Origin of the sequence: Pseudalkalibacillus sp. NRS-1564, assembly GCF_050467905.1 — a bacterium.
Lineage (GTDB): Bacteria > Bacillota > Bacilli > Bacillales > Guptibacillaceae > Guptibacillus > Guptibacillus hwajinpoensis_B.
This window is the reverse complement of record NZ_JBITPM010000043.1, coordinates 22,355-35,418: the sequence shown is the minus strand read 5'-3', so window position 1 is coordinate 35,418 and position 13,064 is coordinate 22,355. Positions and strand designations below refer to the sequence as shown.

15 protein-coding genes are annotated in these 13,064 nt (G+C 39.9%); 2 read left to right on the top strand and 13 right to left on the bottom strand.

Features of this window, described 5'->3' with window-relative positions; genetic code table 11:
* Nucleotides 1-22: 22 nt before the first annotated feature.
* The 6 genes from ACIFPW_RS19515 to ACIFPW_RS19490 form a co-directional block, all read right to left on the bottom strand.
* Complete coding sequence (locus ACIFPW_RS19515; RefSeq protein WP_430246659.1) at nt 23-772, bottom strand: SDR family oxidoreductase; 750 nt, start codon at nt 770-772, stop codon at nt 23-25.
* Between the two features lie 113 nt (nt 773-885).
* Nucleotides 886-1,350 carry a thioredoxin family protein gene (locus tag ACIFPW_RS19510; protein ID WP_430246657.1) on the bottom strand — a complete coding sequence of 155 codons (465 nt, stop codon included), beginning with the start codon at nt 1,348-1,350 and terminating at the stop codon, nt 886-888.
* Nucleotides 1,347-1,784 (bottom strand): disulfide oxidoreductase, encoded by a 438-nt coding sequence (locus tag ACIFPW_RS19505; protein WP_430246655.1) that lies wholly within the window; start codon nt 1,782-1,784, stop codon nt 1,347-1,349. The genes ACIFPW_RS19510 and ACIFPW_RS19505 overlap by 4 nt, the downstream gene beginning before the upstream one ends.
* Nucleotides 1,785-1,919: 135 nt before the next feature.
* Nucleotides 1,920-3,020, bottom strand: a complete 1,101-nt coding sequence (locus ACIFPW_RS19500; RefSeq protein WP_430246653.1) for a M24 family metallopeptidase — start codon at nt 3,018-3,020, stop codon at nt 1,920-1,922.
* 175 nt (nt 3,021-3,195) lie between these two features.
* Nucleotides 3,196-3,735 carry a hypothetical protein gene (locus ACIFPW_RS19495; RefSeq protein ID WP_430246651.1) on the bottom strand — a complete coding sequence of 180 codons (540 nt, stop codon included), beginning with the start codon at nt 3,733-3,735 and terminating at the stop codon, nt 3,196-3,198.
* A 299-nt stretch (nt 3,736-4,034) separates the two neighbouring features.
* Complete coding sequence (locus ACIFPW_RS19490; protein ID WP_194222522.1) at nt 4,035-4,235, bottom strand: hypothetical protein; 201 nt, start codon at nt 4,233-4,235, stop codon at nt 4,035-4,037.
* Nucleotides 4,236-4,380: 145 nt separating this feature from the next.
* On the opposite strand from ACIFPW_RS19490, the gene ACIFPW_RS19485 reads away from it, so the two are divergent.
* Nucleotides 4,381-5,283: an aldo/keto reductase gene (locus tag ACIFPW_RS19485; RefSeq protein ID WP_430246649.1), complete on the top strand. Its 903-nt coding sequence runs from the start codon at nt 4,381-4,383 to the stop codon at nt 5,281-5,283.
* Nucleotides 5,284-5,474: 191 nt separating this feature from the next.
* On the opposite strand, the gene ACIFPW_RS19480 is transcribed toward ACIFPW_RS19485, so the two are convergent.
* The 3 genes from ACIFPW_RS19480 to ACIFPW_RS19470 all read right to left on the bottom strand — a co-directional run bounded on the left by ACIFPW_RS19480 (nt 5,475) and on the right by ACIFPW_RS19470 (nt 7,303).
* The gene (locus ACIFPW_RS19480; RefSeq protein WP_430246647.1) at nt 5,475-5,858 is read right to left on the bottom strand and encodes a DoxX family protein; all 384 of its coding nucleotides are present in this window, start codon (nt 5,856-5,858) and stop codon (nt 5,475-5,477) included.
* Between the two features lie 61 nt (nt 5,859-5,919).
* A complete protein-coding gene (locus tag ACIFPW_RS19475; RefSeq protein ID WP_430246645.1) occupies nt 5,920-6,486 on the bottom strand; it encodes a biotin transporter BioY in 567 nt (188 codons plus the stop codon).
* Between the two features lie 73 nt (nt 6,487-6,559).
* Nucleotides 6,560-7,303 (bottom strand): divergent polysaccharide deacetylase family protein, encoded by a 744-nt coding sequence (locus ACIFPW_RS19470; protein ID WP_430246663.1) that lies wholly within the window; start codon nt 7,301-7,303, stop codon nt 6,560-6,562.
* Nucleotides 7,304-7,780: 477 nt separating this feature from the next.
* Here ACIFPW_RS19470 and ACIFPW_RS19465 point away from each other — a divergent pair, with 477 nt between their 5' ends.
* Nucleotides 7,781-8,293: an acyl-CoA thioesterase gene (locus ACIFPW_RS19465; protein WP_226616780.1), complete on the top strand. Its 513-nt coding sequence runs from the start codon at nt 7,781-7,783 to the stop codon at nt 8,291-8,293.
* Nucleotides 8,294-8,811: 518 nt separating this feature from the next.
* Here the strand turns inward: ACIFPW_RS19465 and ACIFPW_RS19460 are convergent.
* From ACIFPW_RS19460 to ACIFPW_RS19445, 4 genes are all read right to left on the bottom strand, one after another.
* Nucleotides 8,812-9,141 (bottom strand): DUF1516 family protein, encoded by a 330-nt coding sequence (locus ACIFPW_RS19460; RefSeq protein WP_430246643.1) that lies wholly within the window; start codon nt 9,139-9,141, stop codon nt 8,812-8,814.
* 211 nt (nt 9,142-9,352) lie between these two features.
* Nucleotides 9,353-10,498 (bottom strand): mannitol-1-phosphate 5-dehydrogenase, encoded by a 1,146-nt coding sequence (locus ACIFPW_RS19455; RefSeq protein ID WP_430246641.1) that lies wholly within the window; start codon nt 10,496-10,498, stop codon nt 9,353-9,355.
* Between the two features lie 2 nt (nt 10,499-10,500).
* Nucleotides 10,501-10,938, bottom strand: a complete 438-nt coding sequence (locus ACIFPW_RS19450; RefSeq protein WP_160921705.1) for a PTS sugar transporter subunit IIA — start codon at nt 10,936-10,938, stop codon at nt 10,501-10,503.
* Between the two features lies 1 nt (nt 10,939).
* Nucleotides 10,940-13,063 (bottom strand): BglG family transcription antiterminator, encoded by a 2,124-nt coding sequence (locus ACIFPW_RS19445; RefSeq protein ID WP_430246639.1) that lies wholly within the window; start codon nt 13,061-13,063, stop codon nt 10,940-10,942.
* Nucleotide 13,064: the final 1 nt, after the last annotated feature.

Below are 13,064 nucleotides of genomic sequence, written 5' to 3'. Positions count from 1 at the left end.
TTATGTCCCAGCCTCTTTTTCATTATCCTTGGGATGTTGGACGCACTAGTACTTCATTGATCGATACACTGTCAGGTTGACCAACAGCATAATAAACGGCATCAGCAATCGCCTCTGGATCTAGTGGATCAAGACCATTTGGTCCGCGATTGTTCAACTTCTCTTGAACATCTTCATCTGTAATTGTGTTCGTTAACTCTGTTGCAACAGCCCCTGGTGATATGATCGTTGCACGAATATTTGTTGAAGGAGACATTTCCTTACGCAGTCCTTCTGTAATCGCTCGTACAGCAAATTTCGTACCACAATACACTGCACCAGCTGGCATAATTTCATGACCGGCAACAGAAGATACATTAATAATATGTCCAGATTTTCTTTCTTCCATATGTGGAAGAACTCCGGCAATACCGTAGAGGACACCTTTTATATTCACATCAACCATCTTATCCCACTCATCAATCTTAAGCTTATTCATGAATGATAGTGGCATCAATCCTGCGTTATTGATCATGACGTCAATCTGTCCATAATGCTCAATGGTTTTATCGGCAAGAGCCTGCATTTGTTCCCTTGAAGTTACGTCTGTTGTTTGAATAATTGCTTCTCCGCCATTGTTCGTAATATCGCTCTTTAATTCTTCAAGGCGGTCCTCACGTCGAGCTGCAAGAACAACTTTTGCGCCGTCTCCTGCAAGTTTCTTCGCCGTTGCTTCGCCGATTCCACTGCTTGCTCCAGTAATAATAACTACTTTTCCATTAATATGACTCATGATTCTCCACCTTTCGTTTTATCCTCACATCTCTAGTTCCCGGTTGAATGACGTGTAAACATTCCAATGTTTTATTGTATACAAAAAGCACCCTCATAGGGTGCTTTAGTATGTTAATCATTCTTTTCGATCCACTGTTTAAAAGTGTCTTCTGATTGCGTACCTACAATACGATCAACTTCTTTACCATCTTTAAATCGCACAAGAGTTGGCGTTGATTCAATTCTGTAATCATTCCAACCTTGTTCAAACTCAAGAACATTGTATTTTTTCAAGTCAATTCCCATGTCTTCGGCAAGTGGTACAAGGACAGGGGAAGTATTTTTACAATGGATACATGTTGGACTATAGAAATAAACGAAGGCTTCTTCTTCATTAGACAGGGCTTCCTCAAGCTCATCAGGTAAAATTTGATTTTGATATAATGGATCGTCAAGTTGCTCTATTGTAGCCGGATTTAAAGAGCTCTTCCCGTATGGATTCCCTTCTGTCTTCTCACTATTACTATAGTTTGTAACGAAGGCGAGTGCTCCGAATATTACGATGACAATACCAAGAAAGATAATAGCTTTCTTCACATGTTTTCCTCCCTCTTTGTTTGCTTATGTAAGGCAACCATTAGAATCGTAGTGATTAGAAATGCAATAAGTGCAAGAAACGGTATCGTAATAAATCCAAGGTAATTAATATATTCACCTGTACATGGAACCCTACCACATGATGGTGCCGCTTCTGCTAGAAAAGATGTTTTTTGTAGCAAATAATGATACAGCGAAACGCATGTACCAATGATCGACAATGGGAGAACATAAAATCGTTGGGATGCGTCTTTTCGCACCACAGCGATACCTAGAATTATAACTAGAGGATACATGAGAATTCTTTGATACCAACATAGTTCACAAGGTTCGTATCTAAGAACTTCAGAAAAATACAAACTTCCAGCAAGGGCAAGAACTGAAGCAGCCCACGCTCCAAATAAAAGATACTCACTTTTTTTCTCAGTATTCACAGCTGTACCTCTCTTCTTTCAAGCCAAAATATATTATTATTATTATACACTACTATTGATGACATGAAATAAACAGAATGATGACAATCCACCTAACTCTTTTTAAAGCCGGCTCTTTGAAGAGCCGACTTTATCTCACTTAATAATTTGTAGATCCTTCGGGTACTTTGTTAACGTCTCATAACCAGTCTCTGTTACAAGAACATCATCTTCTATACGCACGCCGCCAACATCTGGTAGATAGATACCCGGCTCAATCGTATACGTCATACCTACTTGAAGCAAGTCGTCATTCTTCTCGCTCATGGAAGGAAACTCATGTACTTCAATTCCAATACCATGTCCAATACGATGTGGAAAGTGTTCGCCATAGCCTGCATCAGAAATAACGTTTCTTGCTGCAAGGTCAATATCACCTAGTCGTGTCCCGGGTTTTGAGATATTAAGTGATTCCGTTTGTGCACTTAATACTGACTCATAAATTTCTCTTTGCTTATCGTTAACCTCACCAAAAGCCACTGTTCTAGTAATATCAGAGCAATACCCGTTTAATACAACTCCGAGATCAAATAAGACGAGATCTCCTTTTCTTAATTGACGCTCTCCAGGGTTACCGTGTGGTTGTCCAGATTTCTCACCAAACAAGACCATTGTTGAAAATGACATCTCACGAATTCCTTTTTTCTTCAATTCAAATTCAATGGTAGCAAGGACTTCCATCTCTGTAACACCTTCTCGTAAAGCCTTAACACCAGTCTCTACACCAAAATCAGCAAGTGCTGCTGCTTCACGTAATACTTCAATTTCTTTCTCATCCTTAATTAGGCGCAATTGATTCAGTCCAAGCTCTGCTGAGTGATAGTTCAGCTCAGGATAACGTGCTTGCAGTTCTTCAGCTCGCTCATAAGCAAGCGTACCTTTTTCAATCGAAGCACTAGTTGGTTTATGGATGCCACGTTGTTTCAATGCTTCAAAAATGAAGTCAAATGGTTGTTCTGAATCACTATAGCCGATAATGTCATATTTCCACCCTGCGTCTCTAGCCTGTGAAACTTCCATTCCAGGACAGACTAGGAATGGTTCCTGATTCGGCACCACAAAAAGTCCAAGCAACCTTTCATGAGGCTCACAATGAAAGTTAGTCAAATAATAGACATTAGAAGGGGAATGGATGTAGGCAAAATCTTGATTCTGCTCAATAAGGTAATTCGTAAATTTCGATAAACGTTCGTTCATAGTGACACTTCCTTTTTTTAAATTAACCTGTTCATTTTTTCATTCTATCAGAACACAGGCCTCTTGATTATTAAGAGCGTTTCCTCCCCTAGCTTATCATACGTGAAATCGTATACGTCATACAAAAAACTACTATGTAAAAAACCCTGCATTTAATATGCAGGGTTAAATTTCTCTATTCTAGTTCTTTCGCAAAGCTTGGCTTAATTAAATCAGCATCTTCAAATACTTTACCCATTTGATCTTCAAACATCGTAAAATGCTCTAATGCCTTCTCTTGCACTGAAGGATCATCAATAGCAGCTTGCTCTGCGCGAATTTCATAGGCTTCCGTTAGTTCATCAAGTGCGCTTTCAATTTCTTCTTTCGAGTCTTTCAATTCAGATGGAACTTCCAGGCTTTCAATACCTTCAACAGTGGCTTTGCTTGCTTCTACAGCACTGCCTTTCAGCTCTTTAAGTTCTTCAGTTGAAGGCTTTTCCTCTTCTGGTGTTTCACTGTCACTTACAGCAAACTTAGCTGACTCGTATGCTGCAATGTCTTCATTATTTTCTTTCAATACGCTAACAATTTCAGCTTGAAAATCAAGTAGAACACTCTTCGTGTCCATCTGCTCTGCATCTCCGCTAGTTTCATTAGCACTATTTGTATTTGAACCGCATGCTGCTACGACGAGAAGCATTGATAAACTCAATACAAAAAAGACCTTTTTCATTGGTATAACCCCCATTATATGTGTACTTCCAAAAAATAGTTTAGCACGTTATTAAATTTTGTAAATGAAAATATATGGATAAAAACCCTTTCTAAATCACTGGTATAAAAGCATTTATGTATATTTATTAAAGGAGACAAATAAAAATAGCTGCCGGCGTTGGCAGCTACAATATTCAAACAATTGGAGAAGGGGGAACTTCTTTGGCTTTGTTTGAGCTATATAGGACAATTTGTGTCGGGGAACACCATGTCTCTTTTCTTCTATACCGATAATGATAATCTTTATCAATTAGAAAGTCAATAACTTTTCTTAAATGAAATTGGTGGTGTTGATTCAAAAGCACTCGTTTTCTTTTCACGTACATAACCACTTCTTAAAGCCTCTGCTCTAAGAACAAGTGCAAATGCTGTAAAGGAAAAGACCAGTATTAAGAAAAACATGGAGATTTGTAACGTTTCAACCATTTTACCCACCTCTTCGTTGACTATTTTTTTCATTATAGCACGCCTTAATGATAATGAGAAGCATTATCATTAAGGGTGAGCACATTTGCCAACTAATAAAGGTTCAACAAGTTGCGCAAACGATTTCATTACATTATGATAAGAAAAGTACATACAAAACCATTTTGGAGGTTTAATGATGCAGCGTATTCATCTAACAGCAGATTTATCATTCTCTCGTCTCGTTCATGGTCTCTGGCGACTGGCAGACTGGAATCAAACGAGCGAAGAAACACTTTCTTTAATAGAGCATAATCTCGATCGTGGCATTACAACGTTCGATCATGCTGATCTTTATGGAAGTTATGAGTGTGAAGAACTTTTCGGGAAGGCATTAGCACTCAAGCCATCTCTACGTGACCAAATGGAGATTGTCACAAAATGCGGGATTGTAATCGAGTCTCCCAATCGTCCCTCCCACCAATCTCATCATTATAATACAAGTAAAGATCACATCATCGCTTCTGCTGAACAGTCCCTTACAGCACTTGGGATTGAGCATATCGATGTCCTGTTAATTCATCGACCTGATCCCTTTATGGATCCAGAACAAGTGGCCGAAGCTTTTTCTGAATTAAAACAAGCTGGAAAGGTTCGTCATTTTGGAGTCTCTAATTTCAAACATCATCAATTTAACATGCTACAATCTTATGTGGATCAACCGTTAATTACAAATCAGCTGGAACTTTCAGCCTACCATCTTGAGAACCTCGAAGATGGCACGTTAAATCTTTGTCAGGAAAAGCGAATGAAACCAATGGCATGGTCTCCACTTGCAGGAGGAGATGTGTTCACATCGCAAGACGATAAAGCAGTTCGTCTCCGCAAGACGATAGAAAAGATTGCCTCTGAGATCGGTGCTGAAGGGATCGATCAAGTGCTTTATGCATGGCTACTTAACCATCCGGCAAACATTATGCCAATCGTTGGATCAGGAAAGCGAGAGCGAATTGATAGTGCTGTTGAAGCTCTTTCTTACTCCTTATCACGTGATCAGTGGTTTGAAATTCTAACAAGTTCTATGGGACATGATATTCCATAAGAGCATCGCTAACCGAGATATATTCTCAATTTTATCTGGATATGACACAAACAGAAGCGCCTCTCTACAGAAAGGCGCTTCTTTATTTTATTCTTCTTAAACAAACGTTTATTTAGCACTATTTAGAGCTATCTTGCTGTACAATATTTGTTGAAAAATCATCTCTTCAAAGATCGTTCTATTTCATCTTTTTATTTTTCACTTGAAATAACTTCAGATAAGGCCAACTTCCTACTACCTGTAAATGCTAATATAAGTGATAATCCAAAAAGGGAGAGTGGAAATTCGTAGCCTCCTATTAATCCCATAGGAAGCTTTGCAAGAACAATAGCACCAATCATCGTTAATCCTAGAAGGATCGCAGATGGGACAACGAAAATCCCCGCAATAAGAAACGCTCCTCCAACGGCTTCAATAATGGCTGTAGCATAAGCTAACCAGGCAGGTTGACCAATCTTTTCAAACATGGCAATGGTATCTCCTATTCCACCTAGTTTCTGTATTCCATGAGCTAGCATAATGAAACCGAGTATTACTCGCCCACCCAGAAAGCCCCATTCCATTCTATTCTTCACAATGGACACCTCACTTGTATTGTTTCTTAGCTAACGTGTCAGATAGGGTCCTTGGATCACTTTATGCTTGAATCGGTCCCACTGGACTTTGTAAGAGCCTTGCTTCAATCAGACGTTTGCGAACAGTAATACCTAACCAACTTGCAAGAAATGCTTTGATTAAACCAACAAATAAGAAAGGATAAACTCCCGCAATCATCGCATCATGCCAGTTTAGATCTACAACAAATTTCAATTGAATCGTACCGATTAAAAGGATGATAATCATAGCCACGGTGTTCGCCAACATCGCATGTATCAAAGTATACGATGTTTTCTCTAGGATAAGGCCAGTAACATATGCCGCAATAATGAAGGCAAAAATATATCCACCAGTCGGCCCTAATAAGACTCCTAATCCACCTTTAGCCTGTGCAAACACCGGAAGACCAATCCCCCCTAATATTGTATAGCCTGTCATTGTAATGGCACCGTATTTACTACCAAGAATTGTGGCGGTTAAACCGACAGCTAAAGTCTGTCCACTAATAGGGACAAGTGGTAAAGGAATTTCCATTTGTGCAAGAATAGCTGTAATGCCAATAAAGAATCCACATAAAATTATCATTCTAAGCTTTGATTTCTGCATTTTCTTCCCCCCTCAAATGTTAACCTATATATAATAAATGTTAACATTTATTATAAAAAGGAGGAAGTTCTATTTAAGGCATGCTTTCATCAATCATTTCAAAACCTGGAATCATCTGTGTAAGAGGTACAATTTTTGCTTCGCTTTTGTACATTGGAATAAATTCATTTAAAACAGCTACCATCTTTTTCCCGGCGATTCCTACATGTCCAATTGCGATATGAGCCTCATCATCCTTCAGCTTTTCCGCCAACTCTTGAGCTTGTCTGCTCATATGTTGAATCGTATAGACATCGTCAAAAAACAGCTCATTCTCAAGGTAAGGTACCCCTATTTCTTCTGCTAGTTCAGGAATGACACTTTTGCCTGTTGTCTTGCTATCTAAATAATAGAGACCCTTTTCTCGACACACTTCAAGAACTATCCTCATCACTCGTTCATCAGCTGTCGCTTTTGAACCCATATGGTGATTCATTCCAACCGCATGAGGAACAGCCTCAATCGCTTCGTTTACTCGCTTTTGAATTTCTTTATTAGAAAGATCAGTTGTAATTGCGCCTGGACCTAGCCAGCTTCTCTTCCCTTTTACCGGTTCCATTGGAACATGAACGATCACTTCATGTCCATAACGATGCGCTTCCTCCGCGTCTCTTTCAGTCGTTTCAAGAAACGGCATAATGGCTACCGTTAGTGTAACAGGTAATCGAAGCATTTCATCTGTCCCACCCATGTCATTTCCAAAATCATCAATAACAATGGCCAACTCGCGATTATTCTCCGCATACACGTGACTTGGAAAAAGTACGATCAACATCATAAAACAAACCCACTTGTTCACGTCCACACACTCCTTTCACCCTTTACTATTCCCATACAAGGCTTCTTCATGAATGCCGAGGTAGATCAGTTGCGTTATCCATTCGACTGCATGAAAATAGAGAGAAGAAAGGAGCTTCAGTATGAACGTAGATGAGTATTTACTACGCATCTGTACAGAAAGTGGTCAACCGATCTTCTCTCTCTTCAATTACTTCAAAAAAATCACATACATCACATCCTTTTGAAAACCTCGATACATAAAGAAACACATGGATCGATTTAAACCTTGAGACAATTTATCAAAATGGGATTCAAAAACAGTCTTTGACGTGAACGAAGATGAGTGGGACGATTTATATAATCGCTACTTTAGGTAACTCCTCTACTCTTACATATTTGACAGAGGTTTTTCAGCTCCTAATCAAGGGCATAGTAAAGATAGACGACAAGAAAAGCATAATAAGGAGAGACGACTATGGAATCTAAATACATTCGCGAATCACGTGTTGTCAAAACAAGTCACGTATTCCCAGAAGCAACAAACAATCATAATACTTTATTTGGTGGCCAGCTGATGAGAGACATTGATGATATTGCATCAATCGCAGCAATGCGCCACTGTCGTAGTGAAGTTGTAACAGCCTCAACTGACTCTGTTGACTTCTTACACCCGATTACACCAGACGACTCTGTTTGTCTCGAAGCATACGTGACATTCACCGGAAAGTCTTCTATGGAAGTATTTGTGAAAGTAATTGCAGAACATCTCCTATCGGGCGAACGACATATAGGAGCTACAGCATTCCTTACATTTGTGGCATTGGATGAAAAGAAAAAACCACTACCCGTTCCAAAAGTTATCCCTGAATCAGAAGAAGAAAAAAACCTACACGAAACAGCTCCCGCCCGAGCAGAAAAACGCAAAGAACACCGCCAGGCCAGTAAAGAACTAGCCGGCCTCCTAACCACAGAAAAACCTTGGGAATAACAAAAGCGGAAGTGACCGGTAAGGCCCGACAAGCGCTGGAGCCACTCAAAAAGAACACGTCTTTTGTGTTCATTTTGAGTGGTGAAGCGATCGAGGGACTGGTCACTGCAGCTGGATGATTACTAAAGCGAAAGGGACCGATTAGCCTCGACAAGCGCTGGAGGCATTTCAAAAGAACACGCCCTTTGTGTTCATTTGAAATGGTGAAGCGATCGAGAGGCTGGGCCCTGCAGCTAGATGATTACTAAAGCGAAAGGGACCGTTTAGCCTCGACAAGCGCTGGAGGCATTTCAAAAGAACACGCCCTTTGTGTTCATTTGAAATGGTGAAGCGATCGAGAGGCTGGGCCCTGCAGCTAGATGATAACTAAAGCGAAAGGGCCCCGGTTAGGCGCGACAAGCGCTGGAACCACTCAAAAAGAACACGTCTTTTTTGTCCATTTTGATTGGTGAAGCGATCGAGGGACTGAGGCCACTAAAAAAGCGACAGCCAATTTTATTGGCTGTCGCTTTTTCACATTAAATCCAATTGTAGCCGATTGAAATAATAACTAAAATAAGAACAATACATGCGATCCAAAGCATTTTTGTTGATTCGGCACGCTTTCTTCTTCCAACAATCATTTCCATAACCCCGATTAACACAACCGCCAGGATCCCTTTAAGCACATAGATCAGCGGAAAACCAAGGATAAAGAGCATCCCAATTCCAGTACCGAGCATAATCAAGTAAAATAATCGCTGAATCATAAGCGAGATCTTTTGCTTAGGAGCAAAGTAACTAACCACTAATAGCAAAACAAGAATCGCCCATGAACCTGAGTGAGACTGAAGTAATATATTGAACATTCGTGTTCCCCTTCCCATTGAAAATGAATATGACTAACGCCATACCTTAATAGTAGAATTGTATTGAGGTTGGCACAAGTCCTAATACGAAATCGTAACAAAATGATACGATTTAAGATATTATTTATCCCTAATAAATAATTCCGAAACGAACAGATTTCAAACAAATAAAGGGAAGCTCCATTTAATGAGCTCCCCTTCTGCGTAGAGATTACGCCATTTCTTTATAATGCTTGCTAATTAGATCAAATAGAGTTTCTCCTTCGGTTACTCCTGTAAAAGCAGTAATCGCACTAGAAAGACCTTCGTTTTTGATTTTACTCTGAATCGTTACAGCATCTTCATCTTCTTTAGGATCAAATCGTAATGCTGCTGCAATTCCTTTCGCAAGGTAGTTTGGTTCTTTGTTTAATTCCGCGAGCTGACGTGCCGGTCCAACAAGACGGTCGTCAGCTCCAATTTTACGAATTGGAGCTCGTCCAACGCGAGTAACTTCATCCACTAGATGTGGATTTAGAAAACGACCAAGAATTTTTGTAATATAAGCCTCATGCGCCTCTTTTTCGAAACCGTGCTTATGCTGAAGCAATTCACCAGACTCTTCAAGAGCTTTCTTAACATCATGATAGATATCTTCAGTGTCTAGTGCTTCCTTTATTGTCTCATACCCTGCTTGATAACCAAGGTAAGCTGTCACTGCGTGTCCAGTATTAACGGTGAACAACTTCCGCTCAATGTAAGGAGCAAGATCTTGAACGTACGTAAGCCCAGCAATATCCGGAACCTCTCCAGCCATCATAGTTTGATCGACTACCCATTCATAGAACGGTTCAACCGCAACCATTAATGGATCTTCGTGCGTTTGATTTGGAACAATACGATCCACTGCGGCATCTGGGAAACCAGCATATTGATCTAGCACTTTACGATCCGCTTCATCCATCTTTTCTTCAACAGCTTTTCGAAGCATTGTACTGCCACCGATCATATTTTCACATGCAATAACGTTAACGGGAGCCTTTCCATCTGCGATACGTTTTGAGATGCCTTCTTTGATAGCAGAAGAAATCAATTTCAATACGGTCGGGCCAACAGCGGTCGTAATAAGGTCAGCTTGATAGATCGCATCGACAACTGCCTCAGGATCTTGTTGGCTATTAATACCTTTCACACCCTCAACAGCAATCTTCTCCTTATCCTGACCTAATATTTCCACTGTATAACTATTTCGTTCATTAAGCTCGTTAATCACATTCTCGTTGATATCTACGAAGCATACTTCATATCCTGATTGAGAAAGAAGCTTACCAATAAAGCCTCTTCCAATATTTCCAGCACCAAAATGAACGGCAAGCATGATTAATTCACCTCGTTAAACATTGAGATTAACGTTTCTTTGGAATCCGCTTGAATCAACTCTTCTACATTTTCTTCTTCAGAACATACAATGGCAATTTGAGAAAGGATCTCTAAGTGTTCATTATCCTTACCAGCAATACCTATGATAATTTTCGCAATATTTCCATCTCCGAAATCAACGCCTTCTCGCAATTGGATGATGGATAGTCCAGAATGCTTCACAGCTTTCTTAGCATCCTCCGTACCGTGAGGAATTGCAACAGAGTTGCCCATGTAAGTCGTCGTGATCTTTTCACGTTCTTGCATTTGCTCAAGGTAGCTTTCATCCACATAACCGTTGTCTACAAGGATTTGACCCGCCATACGGATAGCCTCTTCTTTTGTTGCAGCCGTTTCGTTTAGTAATACGTTCTCAGTTGATAGAATTTCTTTTGCCATTTTAATCGTCTCCTTTAAATCCTAATTGTTTTTCTACATGACTTTTCATTTTGTTAGCGAGATACAATCCAATTGATTCTTGATTGCTCCCCGAAAAAAGCGCGATGCTTTCATTTGATTCAATGATAAGAGAACTAATGTAGCTCATGATCTCAATGCTTTCAATTGGCGAATCCTCTGGTGCCAGTTGTAAAAGAACGGTGTCCATTTCAATGAATGAACCATCCATTGCCTTTCTCTGAATAGGTTCCATTAATCGAACAATTGTAAACACAGGCTTCTTAACTTCAGGTGTCCGCGTATGAAACAATGCAAGTGAAGTCTCAGGAATACCCACTCCACTAATGGTTTCTCGCTTCAGAAGCGCCTCTTTAACCTCTAATGAATGGCTGATAGCATCAAGTGTTTCTAGACGCATACACTCTTCTGCTAAAAGCTTCTCCACCTCTTTGTGTTCAGATTGATTTACTCGAAATAATTCCACTACTGAAGCTGCAGTCTTGGTATATAATTCTGCTTTACGAAACCAGGTACTCGCTTCATCATTTGAAAAAAACAAGGATTCCTTATCCGTCTTTGGCTTCTCGACCGTGCTTCTTCTTTTCATCATCGACTTCTTTTGAAGAGTCGAGCGAATTCGTGTTGCCTCTTCCTCCGTTAAAAAAGGATTGACCTTTATATACTCTCCTTCATATTCAGGGAGAGGGATCGTAGAAACAATCAGATCATAATTCTCTGGATCTTCATCTTGCAGTTCAAATAATGAAGCGCTTTTGATGGTTTGGATTTCTGGTAACTCCTGTTTCAATCGAGTCGCCAGCATTTTGGATGTCCCGATACCACTTGAGCATACGGCAAGAATATTCACTTCGTTATGTTGAAAGCGACCTTCAAGGGCTGAACCAAAGTGAAGGACGAGAAAACCAACTTCTTCATCAGGAATGGATACCCCCGGAAAAGTATCTTTTAGCGCATCTTCAAGCAGTTGGAATAAGTCAGCATAATCTGCTTTGATTTTTGTAAGCAAAGGATTATGAATATTCATGTTCTGCCTAACACGATGCGTAGCAGGACCGAGGTGTGTCACTAAACCCTCTAGAAGTGATTCGTTCGTTTCTAAATTCGCATTGAGACGCTTATCTACATAGCGGATTAACTCCTTGGTTTTAACAAGAATCGGATAATTTGTTTCTTCTAAATAGTAGTCTCCAGTGTTTCTTAATTTGGCTCCGCGTAAATGCATGGTGATATAACCGATCTCAGCTTCAGGTATTAAAACACTAAAAGATTCTTCAAGTTTTGTAGCGATTATTCTAGCAAAACCAAACTCTTTCGTATTCCTTAGCGTGCTTAAATAGTCTTCATCAATGTCGATCTTTTCACCCTTTTGAATACGCTCCACAGCCAGAGTCAAATGCACAATTAAACCAATATATGCACTATCAGCGATCATATAAGGTAACTCATTGTTAATATCATCAACGATTGTTTCAACTTTCAAAAGCTTATCTCGATCAACTAACCCTAGCAATCGTTCGGAAGCAGATTCGAGAACATTGCCTTGAGATTTCTTTTGAATCGACTTCTCTAACAACGTAAAAAAGTCTGAATCATTAAACTCAGAAGCAAGCAAGGAACTCATGGCGTGCCTTTTCAGGGCTTCAGTCCCTTCAACCTGCACACCATATCCCCGCCTTCGTATTAATGAAAGCTGCATTCTTTCAAGCCATTCTTCCGCTTTGTCTAAATCATGACTGACAGTAGCAACTGTCACTCTCAAGTCATTCGCTAGACCAATTAACTTAATAGGATCAGCTGATTCCAATAGCTTACATAGAATCAGCGTCTCCCTTTCTTGTTGCGTGTATTCCGTAATGGTTAGGTCAACTAGATAGCTTTTCAACTCATTTCGGTTGGATTCTTCACCATCAATTCGAACCCCTACTCCAGCTTTCTTGTTTAAGGTTAAATCATACTGAGTGAGAATATCCTCTACGCCTACTAAATCACGGTGAACCGTTCGTTCGCTTACCTCAAGTTCTTGAGCGATTCCTTTGACCGTATAATAGTCATTACTCTCTAATAGAAGCTGAAGAATTGTTCGTTCCCTTGCTGAAATAAACACA